Origin of the sequence: Muriicola soli (assembly GCF_004139715.1) — a bacterium.
GTDB lineage: Bacteria > Bacteroidota > Bacteroidia > Flavobacteriales > Flavobacteriaceae > Muriicola > Muriicola soli.
This window is the reverse complement of the sequence record NZ_CP035544.1, coordinates 2,817,729-2,840,198: the sequence shown is the minus strand read 5'-3', so window position 1 is coordinate 2,840,198 and position 22,470 is coordinate 2,817,729. Positions and strand designations below refer to the sequence as shown.

At 45.4% G+C, this 22,470-nt stretch carries 17 protein-coding genes; 5 read left to right on the top strand and 12 right to left on the bottom strand.

The genetic code is table 11. The features are described 5' to 3' along the window. Positions 1-15: 15 nt before the first annotated feature. Together EQY75_RS12945 and rnpA are read right to left on the bottom strand one after the other, a co-directional pair. On the bottom strand, positions 16-1,644 hold the full coding sequence (locus tag EQY75_RS12945) for a S41 family peptidase (protein WP_129606509.1): 1,629 nt from the start codon (positions 1,642-1,644) through the stop codon (positions 16-18). Then, complete coding sequence (gene rnpA / locus EQY75_RS12940; RefSeq protein WP_129607111.1) at positions 1,625-2,011, bottom strand: ribonuclease P protein component; 387 nt, start codon at positions 2,009-2,011, stop codon at positions 1,625-1,627. The genes EQY75_RS12945 and rnpA overlap by 20 nt, the downstream gene beginning before the upstream one ends. Positions 2,012-2,130: 119 nt before the next feature. On the opposite strand from rnpA, the gene EQY75_RS12935 reads away from it, so the two are divergent. Beyond that, positions 2,131-3,981, top strand: coding sequence for a CBS domain-containing protein (locus EQY75_RS12935; RefSeq protein ID WP_129606507.1), 1,851 nt, complete (start codon positions 2,131-2,133; stop codon positions 3,979-3,981). A 36-nt stretch (positions 3,982-4,017) separates the two neighbouring features. Then, positions 4,018-5,178 carry a succinylglutamate desuccinylase/aspartoacylase family protein gene (locus EQY75_RS12930; protein ID WP_246019888.1) on the top strand — a complete coding sequence of 387 codons (1,161 nt, stop codon included), beginning with the start codon at positions 4,018-4,020 and terminating at the stop codon, positions 5,176-5,178. 12 nt (positions 5,179-5,190) lie between these two features. On the opposite strand, the gene EQY75_RS12925 is transcribed toward EQY75_RS12930, so the two are convergent. The 8 genes from EQY75_RS12925 to EQY75_RS12900 form a co-directional block, all read right to left on the bottom strand. Continuing rightward, on the bottom strand, positions 5,191-7,053 hold the full coding sequence (locus tag EQY75_RS12925; protein WP_129606503.1) for a M1 family metallopeptidase: 1,863 nt from the start codon (positions 7,051-7,053) through the stop codon (positions 5,191-5,193). A 1-nt stretch (position 7,054) separates the two neighbouring features. Further along, positions 7,055-8,740: a S8 family peptidase gene (locus EQY75_RS12920; protein ID WP_129606501.1), complete on the bottom strand. Its 1,686-nt coding sequence runs from the start codon at positions 8,738-8,740 to the stop codon at positions 7,055-7,057. A gap of 1 nt (position 8,741) precedes the next feature. Beyond that, complete coding sequence (locus tag EQY75_RS12915) at positions 8,742-9,632, bottom strand: SMP-30/gluconolactonase/LRE family protein (protein WP_129606499.1); 891 nt, start codon at positions 9,630-9,632, stop codon at positions 8,742-8,744. After that, positions 9,616-10,476 carry an MBL fold metallo-hydrolase gene (locus EQY75_RS12910; protein WP_129606497.1) on the bottom strand — a complete coding sequence of 287 codons (861 nt, stop codon included), beginning with the start codon at positions 10,474-10,476 and terminating at the stop codon, positions 9,616-9,618. The genes EQY75_RS12915 and EQY75_RS12910 overlap by 17 nt, the downstream gene beginning before the upstream one ends. 73 nt (positions 10,477-10,549) lie before the next feature. Continuing rightward, positions 10,550-12,442 carry a SulP family inorganic anion transporter gene (locus EQY75_RS12905; RefSeq protein ID WP_342774007.1) on the bottom strand — a complete coding sequence of 631 codons (1,893 nt, stop codon included), beginning with the start codon at positions 12,440-12,442 and terminating at the stop codon, positions 10,550-10,552. Positions 12,443-12,447: 5 nt separating this feature from the next. Further along, complete coding sequence (locus EQY75_RS14525; RefSeq protein ID WP_342774006.1) at positions 12,448-12,579, bottom strand: hypothetical protein; 132 nt, start codon at positions 12,577-12,579, stop codon at positions 12,448-12,450. Next, the gene (locus EQY75_RS14520; RefSeq protein WP_342774005.1) at positions 12,576-12,773 is read right to left on the bottom strand and encodes a SulP family inorganic anion transporter; all 198 of its coding nucleotides are present in this window, start codon (positions 12,771-12,773) and stop codon (positions 12,576-12,578) included. Before EQY75_RS14520 ends, EQY75_RS14525 begins: the two co-directional genes overlap by 4 nt. Continuing rightward, positions 12,770-13,660 carry a universal stress protein gene (locus tag EQY75_RS12900; protein WP_129606495.1) on the bottom strand — a complete coding sequence of 297 codons (891 nt, stop codon included), beginning with the start codon at positions 13,658-13,660 and terminating at the stop codon, positions 12,770-12,772. Before EQY75_RS12900 ends, EQY75_RS14520 begins: the two co-directional genes overlap by 4 nt. 142 nt (positions 13,661-13,802) lie before the next feature. Between EQY75_RS12900 and EQY75_RS12895 the strand changes: the two genes are divergently transcribed. Continuing rightward, positions 13,803-15,680 (top strand): cation:proton antiporter, encoded by a 1,878-nt coding sequence (locus EQY75_RS12895; RefSeq protein ID WP_129606493.1) that lies wholly within the window; start codon positions 13,803-13,805, stop codon positions 15,678-15,680. Here EQY75_RS12895 and lepA read toward each other — a convergent pair. Then, complete coding sequence (lepA, locus tag EQY75_RS12890; protein WP_129606491.1) at positions 15,677-17,473, bottom strand: translation elongation factor 4; 1,797 nt, start codon at positions 17,471-17,473, stop codon at positions 15,677-15,679. The genes EQY75_RS12895 and lepA overlap by 4 nt on opposite strands. A 52-nt stretch (positions 17,474-17,525) precedes the next feature. Beyond that, positions 17,526-18,632, bottom strand: coding sequence for a TolB-like translocation protein (locus tag EQY75_RS12885; RefSeq protein WP_129606489.1), 1,107 nt, complete (start codon positions 18,630-18,632; stop codon positions 17,526-17,528). Positions 18,633-18,670: 38 nt separating this feature from the next. On the opposite strand from EQY75_RS12885, the gene EQY75_RS12880 reads away from it, so the two are divergent. Both EQY75_RS12880 and EQY75_RS12875 read left to right on the top strand, forming a co-directional pair. Further along, positions 18,671-19,897 carry a DUF4910 domain-containing protein gene (locus EQY75_RS12880; protein ID WP_129607110.1) on the top strand — a complete coding sequence of 409 codons (1,227 nt, stop codon included), beginning with the start codon at positions 18,671-18,673 and terminating at the stop codon, positions 19,895-19,897. Positions 19,898-20,011: 114 nt separating this feature from the next. Continuing rightward, complete coding sequence (locus EQY75_RS12875) at positions 20,012-22,423, top strand: outer membrane beta-barrel family protein (protein ID WP_129606487.1); 2,412 nt, start codon at positions 20,012-20,014, stop codon at positions 22,421-22,423. Positions 22,424-22,470: the final 47 nt, after the last annotated feature.

The following is a 22,470-nucleotide window of genomic DNA, read 5'->3' as shown; positions in this document are numbered from 1 at the left end:
TATCCCGGGAATCCTTTACTTTAGAATTCCCTCGTATTTAGAAGTGTCCTTAAGAAGTTCGTTGCTCGTTAATATGGCCTCATCGTTTTGAAGATAGTAATCGTAAAGCCCTTCCCGGTAGAAATACCTTTTGACGATCTCATCGGTAAGTTGCTTCTCTATCTCCTTTTCATAAGTATCGAGGGCTGCGTATTTACTTTTTTCGATGGAGGCCAACAAGGTTTTAACCTCCTCCATCACATTCGAGTTAAACACCTCACTATCCTTTCCTGAGAGCGTTTCTTTCAGCACCTTTTCTGCCCTGGTCTCAAACTCAAATGAACTTTGAGCTACGTGCCTTTTAAACTCTTCATAATCGCTAGGCGTAAAGTTAAACTCCGGCATTTCTGTTATGGGATGTGCGTAATAATAGTCTGTAGCATAATTGAAGATCACCGAATTGTTAGCCAAAGCGGTTAACAGATCATTGCTTTTTAAGGAAGCGATCTGAATGTCGGGCATCACACCTCCCCCGTCTTGTACCTTTCTTCCGTTTTTGGTTAGAAAGTCATTAAACTCGGTATTTCTGATCGCATTACCCGACTCGTCCCTGTTCCAATAATCCAAAGACTGTATGCATCTTCCAGAGGGAGTGTAATAACGAGAAATGGTCACCTTTAACTGAGTGCCATAGGTGAGTTTCAACGGTCGCTGCACCAACCCTTTACCAAAACTTCTGGCCCCAACGATCACAGCCCGGTCGAGATCCTGAAGGCTTCCCGATACAATTTCGCTGGCCGATGCACTCCTGCCGTCTATCAGCACAACAAGAGGAATCTCCTCGTCCAGGGGCTTATTCCTGGTTTCATAAGATTGATTAAATTTTTTGACTTTAGACTTTGTAGTCACTACAAGTGTGCCTTTGGGAACAAAGAGATTTGTGACATTTATGGCCTCCGAAAGCAAACCGCCGGGATTACCTCTAAGATCAAGGATCAGTTTTTTAGCCCCTTCATCTTTCAGGGAGTTAATCGCATCTTTAGTTTGAGAAGAGGCCTTTTTATTAAATCGAGAAAGGACAATATAACCGGTCTCTTCGTCTATCATCTTGTAAAAAGGCACCGCATCAACCTCAATAGCCTCCCGTTCAATGGTGGCATTATAAGTTTTACCTTGTCGGGTATATTCAACATCCACAGAGGTTTTATTTGCCCCCTTCAGCAATTCACTGGCATCATCCTGAAAATCTGCAATCTGTATACCAGCAATGGAAACCAGTTCATCCCCCGCCTTTAACCCGGCCTTATCTGCAGGATACCCTTTATAGGGCTCTATAATAACGAGGCGATCTTTGTAAGAACGAACCAGAGCCCCTATACCGGAATATTCGCCCGTATTATTTATTCGATACGACTCTACGTCCTGTTCGTTAAGGAACTTGGTGTACGGATCGAGGTCGTCCAGCATATTCTTAATGGCCGTGTCCATTAATTCTGCAGGATTGGTCTCATCCACGTAGTTCATGTTCAATTCCTTGAAAAGCGTGGTGAATATCTCTATCTGTTTGGCAATTTCAAAAAAATCGGATTTGAAACTACTGGCTGCAAGAAAAACAAAGGCGGCCAATACTGGAATCAGTACTCTTTTATGAATCAGCTTTTTCATTTGCTTCACGACTTAAAAATTTGCTTAAAACACTTCGCATGTTCCTTTCAACATCTGGAAAAGAAGGCAATTCCTTCCCAAGGTATAAAAACATTAAGGCATAATTCCCCTCTGTTTTGTTAAAAATACCGTGCTTATTGAGGCGGTAAGCTTCCCTGAGTAAGCGTTTGAGCCGGTTTCTCTCTACGGCACTTTTAAAATTTCTCTTGGGCACGGAAAACCCGGCCTTAAAATTGGAATCACCCCTTTCCCATTTCAGGTAGAGTAACTTCAAAGGAAAAACGGTAACAGAAGATCCTTTGGCAAAAACTTCCTGAATTTGTTTTTGGTGTTTTAATTTTTCTTCTTTGGGAAACGTAGATCTCATCAGGAGGTAAAAATAGCAAGAATTAGCTTGTGCAGAGGGAATGATAATTGTCATATTTTTACCATTGCCAAGGCGGTATCTTGTGGTCCTGTTTCATGCACAAGAACAAATGAGTCGTTATGGGAGAAAAAATCGTTCGAAAGATTAATAATCACGAAGACAAAAAGGAATACATAGATCATCTGCTTAAGGACATCGAAGCCCTTGAGCTTATGCTAAATAAGGGCCTCTTTTCAGCAAAGCCCATTCACATTGGAGCAGAGCAGGAGTTTTGCCTGGTGGACGAAACCTGGGATCCTTCTGACCTTGGCACCACCATTCTCAAAGACATTGCCGATGGGCATTTTACTTCGGAGCTCAACAAATACAATCTGGAACTCAATCTCGATCCGATTAAACTGGAGGGGACTTGTTTTTCTGAGCTTAACAAACAGCTCAACAGCCTGATGTCTGTCGCCAAAGATGCGGCAGCAAAGCATAAAGCGAAAGTGATTCTGACTGGAATATTGCCGACAATCTCATATAAGTACTTGCATTACGATTACATGACCCCGGTGGAAAGGTATAAGGTTCTCAACGAAGCTATCCGGGCCATCCGCAAGGATGATATAGAATTACATATCAAAGGCGTTGATGAGGTAAATCTTCATCACGACACCATTCTATACGAGGGTTGTAATACGAGTTTTCAGGCACACCTGCAGATCGACCCTGAGCATTTTGCAGACACTTACAATTGGTCACAGGCCATCGCCGGCCCTGTACTTTCCATTTGTGCTAATTCACCTCTTCTGATGGGGAAAGAACTCTGGGAAGAAACACGGATTGCCCTCTTTACTCAAAGTGTTGACACACGAAGAAGCACTTTTATACTAAATGAAAAGGAATCCCGGGTTAATTTTGGCCAGGATTGGGTATCGGGCTCTGTTGCGGATTATTATAAAAATGCGGTGGTTAATTTTAGAAGTCTCGTTTCCACTGATTTTGATACAGACAGCCTAACGCAGTTTCATCAGGGAGAAATACCCAAGCTCAAGGCCTTAGCACTTCACAACGGCACTACCTATCGCTGGAACCGACTTTGCTACGGGATTACCGATGGCAAGCCCCACGTGCGAATAGAAAACAGATATATGCCTTCCGGCCCTACTACGGAAGATGAAATTGCCAATATGATGTTCTGGGTGGGACTAATGCACGGCAGACCTAAATCATTAGATAATATCCATACTAAAATGGACTTTAAGGATGTCAAAAGCAATTTTTTTAGTGCCGCCAGATATGGGATGAGTTCGCAATTCTACTGGGAAGGCAAACTCATTAGCAGTAAGGACCTCCTTCTAGATCATCTGCTCCCGATGGCTTTCAGGGGCTTATATAGCATGAATGTAGAGCCTAGGGATGCAGAGCACTATCTTTCTATTATAGAAAGGAGGATAAAGTCGCAAACAGGATCGCGCTGGATGATTGAAGCCTACCGGAAACTTCAGAAAGAGAACAAACCTTCTGAGGCCCTTAGAATTCTTGTTGCCACAATGTACGAAAGGCAGGAAAAACGATACGCAGTAGACGCCTGGCAATTACCCAGGGGAGATGAATACCAAATCCCTAAGAAAAAAGTAACCGTTGGCGATCGCATGAATACCAGGACGATCACCGCGCAGGACATCGACAGTCCGGAATTGGTCCTGAAGATGATGTTGTGGAAAAATATTCACCACGCTCCAATCCTCGACGATAACCTCAACCTGGCAGGCTTGCTTAGCTGGGTAGATGTAGAGCACTACCAGCAAAATCCCGAAGACCGACCCGAAAGCCTAAGGGATATCATGAAAACCGACCTGGTTACCGTTACTGAGGACGTACCCTTAAGCAAGGCTAAGAGTATGATGGAAGAAAACAATATCCATTGCCTTCCTGTCGTAAAGGGCAAAAAACTGGTAGGAATTATTACGAGTAACGACCTGTAATTGATGACTGAAATTATCACCCCTCGTGACACACGTATGAAAAGGATAATCGGCCATGTCAAAGGCAAGGAGCCCGGCCCTGTACTTGTCTTTTTTGGAGGAGTACACGGAAATGAACCTTCAGGCATACAGGCGCTTGAGCACGTCTTTAAAGAGCTCAACAGAGATCCCCTTCCCGTTAAGGGAAACATCTACGGAATTGCCGGAAACATCCCCGCTCTACTGCAGAAAAAACGCTATCTCGACAGAGACCTCAACCGGATATGGCTGAAGGAAGAAATCCGGGAAATGGAAGAGGGCACCCCTAAAAATGTCACTTCAGAAGACCAGCAAATGCTGGCAATTCTTGAGGTAATCAGAGACTTGCTCACAGCACATCAGGAGCCATTTTATTTTATCGACTTTCATACCACCTCCAGTAAAACCCTTCCTTTTATTACCATCAACGACGCCATGATCAACAGGAAGTTTGCACGTCAGTTTCCCGTGCCTATCATTTTGGGAATAGAAGAATACCTGGAAGGCCCCGTTTTGAATTATATCAATGAGTATGGCTATGTAGCCGTGGGATTCGAATCAGGTCAGCATGCCAGCGAAGAAGCTAAAATCAACAGCATTGCATTTTTCTGGTTGTGCCTTGTAAATTCCGGAGCATTAGCCGGTGAATCTTTAAAACAATATAAGAATTGCCTGCAACAACTGAAGCAATCTGCTGCGAATAACCGCAGTTTTTATGAGATCACGGAACGTTATGCCATTGAACCCCAGGATTCCTATACTATGGAACCGGGCTTTGAAAGTTTCGAGTTGGTTCCCAAGGGCACAACTCTCGCAAGTCACAATGGCAAAACTGTGGCTACTACCAAAAAAGGAATTCTCTTTATGCCCCTTTATCAGAAGCAAGGCGCGGAAGGGTTTTTTATGATCAAGCGCATTCCCAAATGGATCCTTGGTATTTCGAGCCTCCTGAGAAAAGTCAAGGCAGATTATTTACTGGCAAGCCTGCCCGGTGTATCCTGGAAAGACAAATCCAAATCACAGTTAATTGTAAACCTCAGGGTTGCCCGCTACTACAGTAAGGCGATCTTTCACTTGCTCGGGTATCGAAACAGGACACTGGATAGCGAGCATTTACTGATCAAAAACAGGGAAAAGGTTGCAAGAAACGAACTTTATAAAGATGCTCCCTGGTTCTGATTCCGCCTGTTGCTATTCAGCCACCCAAAGATTATTGTTGATCTGCACATCAGCCATTAATTGAGATGGGTCTATCACCACAGCTCTGATATTTGAAATAGGTTGTGCGATCTCAAAACTATAGTTGGGATAAGCCCAGGGCCAATCTTCAATTACTGTGCGCTTCACCTGGCCGTAAGGATTTTCCTTTTCACCCCGCATCATCCTCAAGGGGATATAGATGGTTTCCTGACTGCCATCATTGTATACCACCAGGATATCCAATGGCATAGGCATAAGGCCTATTCGCTCTAGTATTATCTCGGTGCCGCTTCCCGCTTCAGTCACCGATTTGATCCCGTAGTCAATAGTATTGGTCGTCTGAGACCAATCCGTGAGATACCAGTCTAATTCTATCCCGGATATTTTTTCTGCCGTACGCTTGATGTCGTTTGGAGTAGGATGTTTGAACTTAAAATCATTGTAATATTTTTTCAGAGTGGCCATCAATTTATCCTGCCCAATGACATACCCCAGTTGGGCCAGAAAGACAGCTCCCTTGCTGTAGGCAGATTTACCATAAGCGAAGTTAACCTCAAAGCGGTCTGCGTGTGTACTCTGTGGCTGCTCCATTCCTGAACCTACTAGTTCATAATAGCCGTCATAGGATCCTTTGAAGGGATTCGGCTTTTGCTCATTCATAATAGTGTTCATACACAGACTGGAAATAAAGCTGGTAAAGCCTTCATCCATCCACTCATGCTTTGCTTCGTTAGTGGCCAAAACATGTTGAAACCAGGAATGCGCCAATTCGTGGACCATAACGCCTACCAGGCTACCAAACTTACGCTCTCCCGTTATAAGGGTGCTCATGGCGTATTCCATTCCACCATCTCCTCCCTGAATAACAGAATACTGTTCATAAGGATAAGGCCCCACGTTTTCATTAAAGAAGCGCATTGCTTCTGCTGTTTTAGGCTGAAGATTTTTCCAGTTTTCCAGGATCTCTGGCTTGTTCTTATAGAAAAAATGCAGCGTAGGCCCGCCCTCTATCGGAAGCGTATCGTGAATATAATCTGGATCTGCAGCCCACATAAAGTCGTGGACCATAGGCGCTTTAAAATGCCATGTTAGTGTCTTTCCTCTTGTTTTCTTCACCTTGGCTCCAGGGGTTTCGTAGCCGTGGCCTATTTCATCCGGGTTTTGCAAATATCCCGAACCTCCTATGGTATACTCCTTGTCGAGCGTGATCTTTACATCAAAATCGCCCCAAACGCCGTGGAATTCCCTGGCGATGTAGGGATCGGCATGCCAACCTTCAAAGTCGTATTCTGCCAATTTCGGATACCACTGACTCATAGATAGCGCTATGCCTTCCTTGTTGTTCCTCCCGGACCGTCTGATCTGCACGGGCACCTGTCCTTCAAAATTCATCTCCAGGGTAGTGGATGAAGCAGGGGCTATGGGATGGTTCAGATCTACGACCAGGACAGTTCCCTCTAATTCGTAAGAAACCGACTCCCCATCCTGAGTAAGGGACAAAGCTCTGAGATAACCAATTTCATCTGGGCCTAATTGGGCGATCCTGCTTTTGCCATCTTCCACCATCCTATCGTCAGGATCAGAAATAGTTTGCAATCTGATATCCATCTCACTTCCCGGCTGGAAAGCATTGAAATACATATGATAGAACACTCTGTTTAAAGTGTCAGGAGAATTGTTGGTGTATTTCAGGGTCTGTGATCCTGTATACCCGAAAGTTTCAACATCCATATCCACCTCCATGGTATAATCCACAGCCTGTTGCCAATACGGATAGTTGTTCTGGGCATTGCTGAAATTTCCGAGGAAGATGATGGAAAAAATAAGGAGTATGCATTTGATTTGCGTTCTCATTTTACGGTAATTTTGATTTGGAATCTGACACTTTTTGAGCCATGATAAGAGCGTTGTAGGCATTGACGATTTTCCCGGATCTGGACATCTTGTCAAAAGCCCTGGCCTTACCAGGATCACCGGCAACAACCACCTCAAGCTTTGTGCTAAGGCCCGAATCCATTAGGATCTTTTTTACTTCAGCGGCGCTGAGTCTTGGGTAATAGGAGCGGATTAATGCCGCAACCCCGCTAACAGCAGGTGCCGCCATGGACGTTCCTCCCTCAAACTTATATTCACTCCCTGGGATGGTAGAATATACTGAGCCTCCCGGGGCAAATACATCCACATTATTCGATCCGTAATTAGAGAACGAAGCCACCATCTCGGAGCCGTAAGTGTCGTTTATCGCTCCAACGGTAATTAGATTATCGGCGTATTCACTCTCACTGTTTTTGTGATCATTTGGATAACCTTCATTAGTCGGTTTGTCCATGTCTAAGCCATCGTTACCGGCCGCATGAACAATAAGGACATCATTGTCAGCCGCGTATTTGATCGCCTCGTAAACCCATTCTGCTTTCGGACTAAAAGCTTTACCAAAACTGCCATTGATGATTTTAGCCCCGTTGTCTACGGCATATCTGATGGCAAGAGCAATATCTTTATCGTATTCATCACCATTAGGCACCGCCCTTAAACTCATAATTTCCACATTGTTGGCCACGCCATTGGCCCCAAGACCGTTATTTCGCTCAGCAGCAATGATGCCGGCTACATGGGTGCCATGACTTTCATCTTCTACGCGGTTGGAAACATTGCCATTACCATAATCTGTGTCAGTGATATCATAAGGATCATCCCCTACAGCCGCCCGGCCATTGAAGTCAACATTGAGGTGATAATCGATCTTTTCGTTGAAATAAGCCAGGCCTTCATCTGCTCGTTCAATATCCCCTTCTATTAGACCAATTACCTGGGGAATGCTTTCGCCATAACCAAACATTTGCTGAACCACGTTCATACTTCGCTGCAAACTTGGATCTGTTGTGCTGATCGCGGCGACTTCTCCTTTGGTGTAGTTTTCCTTCCCCAGTTTCTGACTTACCGCTTTATGAGATTTTTTCACTACGTCTAAGATCTGCTCAGTCTGTTGTTTTGTACTGAGGATCATCTGCCGGGTTTCTGTGGCTTCTTTCAGCTCTTCATCCAACTTCTTCTTTGCCTTAGCTCGCAATGCTTCATCACCTAAATTCAACCTAAGGATGCGCGTGAGTTCAAGTTGTTCGTTATAGGCTTCGCCCAGGAAATTATACCCATGCACATCGTCTACATAGCCGTTTCCGTCGTCGTCAATGCCATTTCCAGGTTTTTCGTCCCGGTTAGTCCAGATAACGTCATCCAGATCTTCGTGATTGAGATCGATTCCGGAGTCGAGCACAGCTACAATAACCTTATTTCCCTTCTTATTCCCGATGAGCTCTTCGTATGCCCGATCTACGCTCATCCCCGGGATCGTATCGGTCAACAGGTCGGCATGACCCCAGGACTGTTTTTCTTCTTCGGTCAACGCCGAAACCTTCAAGGGAACCGCATCGATGTTTTCGATGGGGGTAGATACGATATTAATACTGCCACATCCCAGCAGCAACATGCCGTAACCCAGGAGCACAGCAAGCATTTTCACTTTCTTAATCATCACTTTCATTTTAATGTATTTTACTATAATAACTTCCTTTATTTGGCACCCGGATCACTTCAACACATCCGCGGTCGGCCATGGTAACATATACTGTTTTTCCATCTTTCCCGCCAAAGGCAAGGTTTGAAGGATTTTTTCCTTTCAGGGTGAATTCTCCAAGTACTTTTCCTGCCGGTGACACCATTACAACCGTACCTTTTCCGTAACGCGTAATGAGTAAATTACCTTCTTTATCACACCGCATCCCGTCCAGGCCATGGTCATCAAAGGCAATTAAAAGTGCTTTTTCAGAAACGGTCCCATCAGGCAAAATCTTGTATTTCCATACTTTTCTTTGTACAGATTCATTTACATAGAGGTATTTTCCTTCCGGACTCACCTCAATTCCATTTGTGGTGCCCATATTGGCTTCCAGCAAAACCAGCTTCCCGGCTTCGGGTACCATCCACAGGTTACCGGTACCATCCTCCCAGTTGGGATCGCTTAGGTAGATCACCCCCGAGTCTGCAAGCGCCAGGTCGTTAGGCTGATTCATTTCAGTACTTTCAACCCATAATTCAGGGGTTCTTGCGTCTTTTTGCACCCTGTATACCTTATGTCCTGCATAATCGGCGATGTACATATGCTGTTCTTTATCAAAGCGTATGCCATTTCCTATACTACCTTCGGGTAGGTGAAGGTAAACTTCGGCCTCTCCTTTGTCATTGACCCTTCCAATGGTTCCCTGCTCTTTATAATTAACCGCAAAGAGCATTCCGTCCCGGCTTACAGCAGGACCTTCAATCCCTTCTGTAAAACTAAATTCCGAAGTGAGGTCTGAGCTCTGAAAGGCATAGGCTGCACAGAAGCATCCCAGCATTAAAAAAACCGGCAGAAAGGATTTATGAAAATACTTCATCAAAAGAGTAGGTGTTTTTTAAGCGCACCCCCTTTTCGGTGTGCTGCAGCGTACAGATCTCCTGATGCGCATCATGCTCCAGAAATAAATAATATTCCCCGTCTGCTGCCTTTTTGAGAAAGGCCTCTTTTTCGGGAAGGGTAAGCAGGGGGCGAGTGTCATATCCCATTACATACGGCAAGGGAATATGCCCCACAGTAGGCAGGAGATCAGCCATAAAGACCAGGGTTTTACCCTTGTACTTAATGTGGGGGATCATCTGTTTGTCTGTGTGTCCATTGACATATAGTATGTCGAAATTAAGTTCTGCAGATGAGCCGTAGGCGGAATCCGGTATCTCTACAAAAGCAAGCTGCCCGCTTTCCTCCATGGGTATCAAATTTTCCTTGAGGAAAGAAGCTTTCTCCCTGGCGTTGGGTTCTGTCGCCCATTGCCAATGGGGTTCGTTCGTCCAGAATACAGCATTTTTAAATGTGGGTTCATAGCCGGTATGCTCATCGTTCCATTTTACACTACCTCCGCAATGATCAAAGTGGAGATGAGTCATAAAGACATCGGTTATATCATCCCGGTGAAATCCGGCTTTCTTCAGAGAAGTATCGAGTGAAAAATCGCCCCAGCGGGAGTAGTAACTGAAAAACTTATCGGATTGCTTGTTGCCCATCCCGGTATCGATCAGGATAAGTCGGTCAGCGTCCTCAATTAAAAGGCATCTGGCCGCAATATCGATCATGTTGTTACTATCTGCAGGATTTGTTTTCTGCCACAGGGATTTCGGCACTACACCAAACATAGCCCCTCCGTCTAATTTAAAATTCCCTGCCTCAATTGGATATAACTTCATGAATTGCGCAAAACAGGGCGCAAATTAAGAAAAGAGCAGCCGATAACTTCTTTTAGGCCTGTATTTTAACAATTCATTGAGCATTAGCGCCTTGCAACAGGATTTTTTTAAACTGTTGCCCAAAGTAGATCATGCGCTTCACCTCTTTTACACTGAGCAGCCGCTCCTTTTTGAGAATAAGCAGGGCATTTCCATTCGATTCCACATGGTAGTAAGGATTACTTTCCAGGAACAGCACCAGTTCGTCAGAAAAGAGTTTAGAGACGATTAGTGGATCCTCTCCGCCCAAGCGAAACCTTTTGCTGAAATCGGGATGATTGGGCACTTCCACTTCTTCGGAACCACTGAGGTTGTATAACAAGCTCAACAAGCCCTCTTTGTCCAATGTGAAAACAGGCCCGGGAGCAGGCAGGGGAATATACATTACCGTTGCCTTGATCACCTCCTTTGCAATAAATTCACCTTCTGTGAATTCCACATCAAAAACAGAGGCCTTGTTTTTTTCATCAGAAAGTTGATTGTAGCAATACGGGATATGCCGAGAGCTAAAAAACACAAACTCTCGTAGAAAAGCGGTATCCGATTGCTTTTTAGGGACGTACTTCCAGCCAAAGTCAGCCGCCGTTGCCTTGAGGTCTTCCTGTCGTCTTGTAAAATACCACTCAATGGGTTTCAGGGCCTTAAGCGGGATCATTTTGCGGATGGCTGAAGGGTGCATCGAGTCCGTTTCATGCTTGTCGAGACCAATTAGCTCCATATGTCCGCCTTTGAGATCAAAGACTTCCCGGTAATTTTCCAGACCTTCCAATACAGTGTGGTCCACAAATCCACACATAGAAAAATCGACGACCACCTCTTCTGTTTCGCGGATCGCGTCCAGCTTGTTTTTGAGTTTGTAATAATTCAGGAAGCTGCAGAAATACTTTACGCTAATAAAATAATTACCTCCGTCCGCCTCTCTGAACATCAGGATATTGGGCTTAAAGAGGTGGGTGATAAAAAGCAACACACTCTTGTTGATCAGGATGTGGATAACAAAGGTGACAAGGATTCCCACGGCAATTCCGGTAATGAGATTCGTTAGCAGGGTGGCAAAAACCGTGGCAAAGAAAATAAGGATTTGCTCTTTTCCCACGCCCGCAATTCGTTTTACAAGGGCTGGAGTTGCCAGTTTGTAACCCGTGTATACCAGGATGGCAGCCAGGGCCGATAGCGGGATTTTCCGCAGCTGCTCCTGAAACAGCAAAACAAAGGCCAGTAAAAATACCGCGTGAAAAAAATTGGAGGAGCGATTGGTAGCTCCGGTATTCACATTAACCGAACTCCGCGCGATCACCGTAACCACATTGAGTCCGCCCAAGAACCCGCTGATCACTGTGGCGAGGCCCAGGGCTTTCAGATCCTTGTTTACATTGGAATGCCGATTCGCAGGATCGAGTCGGTCAACAGCTTTTATACTCAGTAAAGATTCAATTCCTGCGATAAGGGTGATGGCAAAAACAGCGAAAATAAATTTTTGATTCAAGGCGATGCCAAAATCGGGAAAAGCCAGAGAGGCTAAGACGTTTTCAGGTATGGGGATCAGTAAACTTTTATCTATTGGGTATGCAAGGGCAAAGAACGAGCAAAAGGAGTGGAAGCCGATTGAGAGTAAAAGGATCCACATCGGGGCCGGAACAAGATGCACCCACTTACTCCTTATCTTCCCGTAGAATATCATAATAAGCAAACTGACCACCCCTACGATGGCGGCTGAAACAATGCTACTGCTATCAGTGTCCCAGAGGGAATACAATCCGGAGGGGATATGCAGCAGCAGGGTCATGATATTCCCCGCCTCATTGTTATGGCCAATCATGATATGGAATTGCTTAGCCAGGATCCCTATCCCTATGGCCGCCAGCATACCCTGAATAGTTGAAGCCGGAAAAAAATCTGCAAGTCGGCCCATTTTCAGAAATCCCAACAACATCAATAAAACCCTGAACAGATCACTGCAGCCAGGGTAAAGAGATAGCCCTGGTAAAGATCACCACCACCCAGGGTTGTGATCGCACCCAATAAAACGATGACCAGGCCATTTCCGGGCCCTGTGATAGTCACATGAGACCCACCAAGAATGGCCACCAGAATACCCCCACAACTGCGGGAATAATTCCGGCTATAGGCGGTGCTTCACTGGCCAGAGCAAGTCCCAGCCCAAGAGGAAGGGCAATGAGAGAAACCACAAAACCCGAGAAGATATTTTTGGGCAGGCTTTTTACAAAACCCCTGATATCACTTTTTTGTGCTGTCATTTGCGATCTCTTACAATTAGGACGTCCGTGGGTAGGTCTGATAGGATGTACTCGATATCATGCGGGAAGATTCGATCGAGCAAACCCGACTTGTTTGGTGCATTCATCACCAGCAAATCGGCCCTTACCACTTCAGCATAATGCCCTATGGAATAGCCCCGCTTCCCGAAGATGCTCTGAATTTTCACCGCAACATTTGATTTCAGATGATCAGGGATATTTTCAATAATGCGCCTTACCCTTGCTTCCTCTTTTTGTTTTAATTGCTCCTTAAGCAAAGCTGCCTTTTCTAAGGTCTCGTCGTCTTCCACCGTAATATGTAATTCTTTTTCCGTGATCTCCTCCACTATAGTAATTTGCTGTACACCCAGAACATTGGAAATCTCAAAGGCTTTTAGCAATGCCAGGGGAGTGCTGGGATCATCAAAGCCATTGACCACTACATGCTGTGAAGCCACCCTGATGGCAGATGGCTTGATCATGAGTAAGACTGAACAATTGACCTTGCGGGTAAGATTTCTGGCGATGGTGCCCACATAAAATTGATACATATTTTCATGCTGAAGCGCTCCCAGAACAAGGAGATCAACTTCCAAAGTTGAACAGGCGTTTACAATAGTCTTTACCGGATTTCCTTCCATCCAGTGTACTTCCAGATGGTTTTCAGGATATTCAACAGACCTTAGCAATCCTTCTATTTGAGCTTCTTTCTCAGCCGTCTTTTCCCCCACGTGTAAAAGGATCAGCCTGGCATTGAAGTAATATGCAATGCGGGTGACCTCCATAATATTGACCTCCAGGGAAGGGGAGAAGGCAAAACCGAATAAGAGTGTTTTAAAAGGCTGGATTTTCGACAGGGGATTAAGTATGGGAGCGTAATATAGCATAAATAACCAGAGTAGCACGGGATGGCCTGCCCCATTAAAAATGGAATTATGGGCCTGCGGGCTTGAGGTTTGTAGAATATTGTTTTTATTTGTCAAGATTAGAAAAGGGAAAATATTTTTTTCCTGGCGCAATAGAAGAGATATGATCGAACTGGCAGGGATTATTATTTTGGGAATTATCGCACAATGGGTGGCCTGGCGCTTTAAGCTACCCGCCATCCTGCCCCTGATTCTAATCGGCTTGCTTGTGGGGCCCATAGCTACCCTCTACACCGAGGATGGCCAAAAACTCATCGAACCCATATGGAATGGAGAAAAAGGCTTGTTTCCCGGAGAAGGATTGTACTATTTTGTCTCCCTTGCGATCAGTGTTATTCTGTTTGAGGGCGGACTTACCTTAAAACGATCCGAGATTTCCAACGTAGGTCCGGTGATTACGAAACTGATCACAGTTGGGACTATGGTTACCTTTTTTGGTGCCGGGATAGCGGCCCATTTTATTTTTGACCTCAGCTGGCAGATGTCCTTTTTATTTTCCGCCCTGGTAATCGTGACCGGCCCTACCGTAATTACCCCCATTTTAAGGAACATTCCCTTGAGGAAAGATCTGTCTGCCATTTTAAAATGGGAAGGAATCCTTATAGACCCTATAGGTGCGTTGGTTGCTGTACTGGTCTTCGAGTTTATCAGTGTAGGAGAAGGACAGGCCTATACCAAAACGGCTCTGATCGAGTTTGGAAAGATCCTGCTCTTTGGCTGCACCTTCGGCTTTACCTTTGCCCATGCCCTGGCTTTTGCCATCAAAAGGAATATGATCCCCCATTATTTACTTAATGTGGTCTCCCTTTCAGTTGTTCTTCTGGTGTTTGTAGAATCTGATGTATTTGCCCACGAATCAGGATTGTTGGCTGTGGTGGTTATGGGCATGGTGATGGGAAATATGAACCTTCCCAACCTGAAGGAACTGCTTTATTTTAAAGAATCACTAAGCGTCTTGCTGATCTCCATCCTGTTTATACTTTTGGCGGCGAATATCAACATCAGCGATATGGAGTTGATTTACAATTGGAACACTGCCATACTGTTTTTGGTGATTGTATTTCTGATCAGGCCTATTGGCGTTTTGCTCAGCACCCGGGGCTCGGGCTTAAAACTCAATGAAAAGGCCTTTATCGGCTGGGTAGGCCCCAGGGGAATTGTAGCTGCAGGTATCGCCTCCCTTTTTGGCTCCAAGTTGATGGCTAAAGGCGAACCGGGGGCAGAATACATTACCCCTCTGGTGTTTATGATCGTACTGGGCACCGTTTTGCTGAATGCAACCACCGCGCGACTCTTTGCCAAATGGGTAGGTGTTTTCCTGGAGCGATCTGAAGGTATATTGGTGATTGGCGCAAGTAAGGTTTCGCGTATCATTGCCAATTACCTCAAAAACAACAACCGTCATGTAGTGGTCATTGACAACAACGAGACCAATATTGAGAAATGCAAGAAAATGGGTCTAGACGCCATCGTAGCCAATATTTATTCTGATACTCTGACAGATAATATTGAATTAAATGACGTGGGTTATCTGATGGCGCTTACCGGAAACTCTGAGATCAACAAATATGCTATTGACAAATTCAGGAAGCAATTTGGCGAGAACGGGTCATTTCGTCTGGTAGATACTGATGAGATGAACGATCCGGAGAACAATCCTGCAGAAGGGCTGTTTTCGCACACAGACGATTTTATAAAACTTACCGAAGTAGCACGAAAATTTCCGGCCATCCACGAAATTGATCTGAACGACCAGGAGCACTATGAAGGATTGATAGAGATCACCAAGGCCGATGACCACATAATTCCAGTATTTCTCAAGGATCCCGAAGGCGGTCTGGAGATCATTCCTTCCTTTAGTAAGGATTTTACCGATATAGGAGAAGGGTATAAACTGGTATATCTCGGGAAACGTTTTGAATCTGCCGAGAAGCCTGCTGAGTCAGAAAAGACACAGAAAACTGAAGAAAGTCAGGGTTAATCGTTGAGTTTTAAAACGGCCATAAAGGCTTGTTGCGGTATTTCCACATTACCCACCTGGCGCATCCTCTTTTTCCCTTTTTTCTGTTTTTCGAGAAGTTTACGCTTTCTGGAAATATCTCCTCCATAACATTTGGCAGTTACATCTTTTCGAAGGGCTTTGATGGTTTCCCTTGAAATGATCTTAGCACCAATGGCCGCCTGAATAGGAATGTCAAACTGTTGCCTTGGGATAAGCTCCTTTAATTTCTCACACATCTTTTTCCCGATGTTCGCTGCATTGTCTGCGTGAATCAAGGCAGAAAGAGCATCAACGGGCTGTGCATTTAGCAGGATATCAACCCGCACCAATTTAGATACCCGCATCCCAATAGGGGCATAATCAAACGAGGCATAGCCCCTGGAAACCGTTTTTAGTCTGTCGTAAAAGTCGAATACGATTTCAGCCAAAGGCATGTCAAAATTCAACTCCACCCGCTCGGTTGTGAGGTAGGTCTGATTGGTGATCTGCCCCCGCTTTTCAATACAGAGTGACATCACATTCCCCACGTAATCTGATTTGGTAATGATGGTGGCTTTTATATAGGGTTCTTCTACCCTGTCGAGGGTTGAGGGGTCTGGCAAATCGGAAGGATTGTTGACAATTACAGGCGCATCCGGTTCTTTTCGGGTGAAAGCCTGATAACTAACATTGGGCACCGTAGTAATGACCGTCATGTCAAATTCCCGTTCCAGCCTTTCCTGAATGATTTCCATATGGAGCATCCCCAGAAAGCCACAGCGGAATCCAAAGCCCAGGGCAGCACTACTCTCAGGCGTAAATACCAGAGAGGCATCGTTGAGCTGTAATTTCTCCATAGACGACCGCAATTCTTCAAAATCTTCGGTATCTACAGGATATATCCCGGCAAATACCATAGGTTTTACATCCTCAAAGCCGGCAATGGCATTTTTTGTGGGGTTATCTGCATCGGTGATGGTGTCTCCCACCTTTACTTCCCGCGCATCTTTTATACCTGTAATAAGGTATCCCACATCACCCGCTTTAATGCTGGGGCGGGGATGTTGGGTGAGCTTTAAGGTCCCTACCTCATCAGCGAAATAGCTCTTTCCGGTAGCGACAAATTTTATTTTCTGACCCTTCTTAATTGCTCCGTTGATCACCCTGAAATAGGTTTCTACTCCGCGGAAAGGATTGTAGACAGAATCGAATACCAGGGCCTGAAGCGGCTCATCCACATTTCCACCAGGGGCGGGAATCCGTTCTATAATAGCTTTTAGGATGGCCTCTATCCCAATTCCGGTTTTAGCACTGGCCGGTATTACTTCTTCGGCATCGCATCCCAGTAAGTCTACAATATCATCTGTAACCTCTTCCGGATTGGCACTGGGCAGGTCTACTTTATTCAAGACAGGGATGATCTCCAAATCATTCTCAAGGGCGAGGTAGAGGTTAGAAATGGTCTGGGCTTGAATATTTTGGGCAGCATCAACGACCAGAAGTGCGCCTTCACAGGCGGCAATAGATCTCGACACTTCATAGGAAAAATCCACATGGCCGGGAGTATCGATAAGGTTGAGAATATACTGCTGACCCTCATAGGTGTACTCCATCTGGATGGCATGACTTTTAATAGTGATGCCCCGTTCCCGTTCCAGGTCCATATTATCGAGGAGCTGTTCTTTCTTTTCCCGCTCGGTAACCGAACCGGTAAAGTCGAGCAACCTATCGGCCAGGGTACTTTTCCCGTGGTCGATGTGGGCGATGATACAGAAGTTCCTGATGTGTTTCATTTTCTTTTTCTTGCGCAATCTTAAAGAGCCGCAAAGATAGTGCGAAAATTGCTTATTCCTGCCACTCGGCGATAAACAAGTTGGTATCCCTCGTACCACCGTTATTGCGATTGCTGGAAAAAGCCAGATATTTTCCATCATTGGAAAAGACAGGGAAGGCGTCAAAGGTCTCGCCATGGGTTACCCGTTCCAGATTTTTCCCGTCAATATCTATAAAGTAGAGATTAAAAGGGAAGCCTTCTTCAGCTTCAAAATTGCTGGAAAACAAGATCTTTTCCCCGGAAGGATGGAAGAAGGGACTCCAGTTGGCATTGCCCAAAAAGGTCAGTTGTTTCAGGTTGCTGCCGTCGGCGTCGCAGATAAAAAGTTCCATTTCGGTAGGTTGAACCAGGCCTCTGCTGAGTAATTCTTTGTATTGTGCAATTTCTTCTTCGGTTTCAGGTCTGCTGGCTCGGAAGATGATCTTGGTTCCGTCAGGGGAGAAAAATGCACCCCCGTCATAACCTAATTCGTCTGTGATCTGTTTCACATCAGTGCCATCGAGGTTCATGGTGTATAGTTCGAGGTCTCCGCTTCTCATAGATGTAAAAACGATCTTGTCTCCTTTGGGAGAGACCGTGGCTTCTGCGTCATAACCGGGTTCGTCAGTTAACTGGTCTACTATATTTCCCTCCAGATCAGCAACAAAAATATCGAAGGAGTCGTAAACGGGCCAGACGTATTTACCGCCAGACCGCAAAGGTACTTCGGGGCAGGCTTCATCTACCAGGTGCGTAGACCCATAGACGTAATGCTTATTGTCTGGCAGGAAATAAGAACAGGTGGTCCTTCCCATCCCTGTGCTGATCATGGGAGGGATGCTGTCCTGAAAAGTATCCTCGGCGTTCATCAAAAAGATCTGGTCGCATTCCATACCCCAGTCTTTGTTATTCGACTGGAAGATGAGCATGCTGTCGTCAAAACTCCAGTACGCCTCGGCATTGTCACCACCAAAAGTAACCTGGCGGATGGATTTAAAATATTTTTCCTCAGGGTAGATCAGGGTGTCCGATCCTGCCATCAGGGATGTAGTAGTATCAGCGGCTGCATCAGTTTTTTTTGGCTCTGATTTACAACTAAAGGCCGCTATTATCACCAATAAAAGGAGTACTTTTCTCATTTGTTGACTAATTTTGCACAAAAATACCCTCAAAAATGATGAAAAAAAGTATTTGGCTTGTTTTTCTTGTAGCAATTCTATCCTGCAAGCAAGAACCGGTAAAAGTATATACCCTAAGAGATGATGTGAGTTTCCTTGCCAGTGATTCCCTAAAAGGGAGGGAAACAGGCACAGCGAATGAACTTATGGCTGCGGGCTATCTGTCCTGGAGGATGGAGGAATTAGGATTGGATCCTGCCGGAAATGCAGGCACCTACTTTCAAACCTTTACGTTTAAACCCAAAAAGGATCCCCATCAGGAAATACAATACGTGGAAGCTTCAGACAGCACTATAACGGGCACAAACGTCATTGGTTTTATAGACAATAATGCGGCTAATACAGTTATCCTGGGAGCGCATTATGACCATCTTGGGATGGGAGGCCAAGGCTCACTCTACCGGGGAGACGCGGCCATCCACAATGGGGCCGATGACAATGCAAGCGGGGTAGCCGTCTTAATGCAGTTGGCAAAAAAACTCAAAGAGAGTGAACTCAAAGGCAATAACTATCTTTTCATGGCTTTTTCAGGAGAGGAAATCGGCCTGCTGGGGTCAAATTACTTTGCAAAGAACCCCACAGTGGAGCTTGAGAAGGTGAATTATATGATCAACATGGACATGGTGGGCCGACTAAGAGAGAGCAAGGTGCTTTCTGTTAGCGGTACGGGTACAGCGCCAATTTGGCCTCAGGTTCTCAATTCCTCAAATCAGGACTTTGAACTGGTACTCCAGGAATCCGGCGTAGGCCCTTCAGACCACACCTCTTTTTACCTGCAGGACATTCCAGTCCTACATTTCTTTACAGGGCAGCACGAGGACTACCACAAGCCCACAGATGATGCTGACAAACTCAACTATGAAGGGATGGAAAAGATCACTTCGTATATCATGGAAGTGATCGCAGAATTGAATGACGATGATAAGCTGGTCTTCCAGAAAACCAAAAATGAGAGCGAAGAAGTTCCTCGCTTTAAAGTAGCTCTTGGAGTGATTCCTGATTATCTCTTCGATGGGGAAGGTATGCGCATCGACGGGGTAAGCGAAGAAAAACCGGCACAAAAAGCCGGATTGCAAAAAGGCGATGTTGTGGTTCAAATGGGAGATAGTACAGTAGTAGATATGATGAGTTATATGCGTGCGCTTTCGGCCTTTGAAGAAGGAGACAACACTACAGTAGTTGTAGACAGGAAGGGAGAAAAAATCAGCGTAAAAATAACTTTTTAAAGAAGGTTAATTCCCCAAAGGACTTATCAGAGCAGGAACGGAGAACGAAGAGTTGCCTTTTCTTACTAAGGCATAGGAAATTATTTCATAGATTTACAGACAACCTACAACACTGTGAGATACCCCATCTTCATCATTTTGGGCCTGCTTCCCTTGCTTTGCATTGGGCAGAGCTATAAGGTTTCGGGCTCCGTAAAGGATGCTGAGGGCAAACCCTTGCCGTACGCCAATGTTATTCTTCTTCAGGTACCAGACAGTACTCAGATCAAAGGGATATCGGCTGATGACAATGGACGATTTATCCTTTCCGACATCGCTCCGGATGTCTATTACCTTCAAGCCGCCTATTTTGGATACAGCTCAGTTTTGGTCGGACTCGACATACAACGCGATATAGAAATAGGAGCTATTGTCCTTGAACCGGACAGCGAATGGCTCGATGAGGTCTTGCTGATGGGAAAGCAACCCCAGATAGAGCGTAAACCGGATCGGATTGTGTTTACGGTGGAGAATACCGTGGTAAGTGAAGGCAATGCCTTTGACATCCTAAGGAGGTCGCCCGGCGTGATCGTATCAAATGAAAATATGGAGATACGGGGGCAGCAGGCTACCGTTTACCTCAACAACAGGAAGATACAGCTGTCCCAGGATGAGATCAGGGACTTCCTCAGGGGCCTTTCGGGAAATATGATCTCGGCGGTTGAGGTGATCCCCAATCCCCCGGCGAGTTATCAGGCCGAAGACGGCCCTATCCTCAACATTCAGACGTCCACCAATGTGGCTCCCGGATACAAGGGGAATATACGGGTTCAGGCAGAGCAATCAGTCTTTCCAAAATACAGTCTGGGTACCGGGCATTATTTTAAAAGCGAAAAATTCAACTTCTTTGCCAACTATACCGTCAATCCCAGAAAGGAATTTGTAGACTCTGAAATCGGGATTCGATTTATTGATCCTTCAAATACGATCTTTGCCGACTGGAATACCGAAAACGATATCATTACACGCTCCTGGGCGCAACAGGGCACGATGATCCTGGATTATAACCCCTCGGAACGCGACCTCCTCAACCTCACCGCTAACCTCAGTTACTCCCCTAACAAGGAAATCAGGAATGAGGTGTTTACCGAGATGAGGAATGGCCTGGGGCAGATTGATTCCACCCTGCAGAATGAAAGCTCCCTTGATGATGATCTTTTCAATATCTCTACCGACCTCAGTTACGAGCGCAAGCTTAAAAAAGAAGGCTCCTTTGTTAAACTCAACGCCCATTACACCTATTATGATTTCTCACGGCAGCAAATTGGGGCCAGTGATTATTTTGATTCGGCCGGACAGTTTATCAGGACCTTTGGTTTCTCTACCGATGCGCGGCAAGACATAGGGATCTTAACCGGACAATTTGATTTTTACACGCCTACGGAATCAGGGAATTTTGAGACGGGGATTCGGGGGTCTTCTATCAGGTCTAACAGCACCATCAACTATTTTGACGTCAACAACACCCAACCTCCTTTTGACATCGCGCTCTCGGATGTCTTTGAATACGACGAGGAGGTAGGGGCAGTCTATGCGAGCTTTTACCAGGACTGGGGCAAATGGTCATTAAAGGCCGGACTGCGGGGAGAACAAACCCATGTGGAGGCTCGCTCCATTGCTTTGAACGAGATCAACACCCAGGATTATTTTGAACTTTTCCCCTCCTTCTTCCTCAACAGGAAATTGGGAGAAGACAATAGTATTACCCTGGATTACAGTCGCGGTTTAACCCGTCCTAAATATTCAGACCTCAACCCCTTTCGCTACTTTCTCAATGAGAATGATTTTGATGAGGGAAACCCGAATTTAGTGCCCAATTTCAGTCATAATTTTAATCTCAACCTTACAATCAAGGACACTTATTTTATCGACTTCTATTATCGGGATAACGGGGCATTTATCAGCCGGCTAACCTTCCAGGACAACCAGAACCAGACCCTCAGGGAGATCAAGCAGAATGTCTTGGAGAGTACTTCTTATGGTGTAGACCTTACCCTGGCAACCTCCATTACTCCAAAATGGTATCTCTACTTCTACAATTCGGTCTTCTACGAGGACGAGACCTTCCTTGCCGTGGAAAGTGCTATCGATAGTTTTACCAATAAAGTTTCGGGCTACTACGGAAGTTTGAGCAACAGCTTCACCCTTTCTAAAGACGGAAGTTTTAAGGGGGATGCTTCAATCACCTACCTCAGTGGATTCCTCTACGGGTCTTTTCAGGTTTCAGAGACGGCAGCCCTTAATCTGGGGCTACGGAAATCGCTCTGGAACAACAAGGCTGTCCTTTCTCTGGCAGCCGAAGACTTGCTTCGCAAGGCCAATCCTACTTTCGTCTCGCGCTATGCCAACCAGGACAATACCTTTTTTGGCAGACGCGAAACACAGTTGGTACGCCTGAGCTTTACTTATAATTTCGGGAATTTCAAGCTCAATAATGCGGATGGGGAGATTCAGAAAAAAGAACTTCAACGACTTGATAACGAGTAAATTCCTGTTAATTCCAGCTTTATTTCTAATTTTGCCGCGCTGAAGCC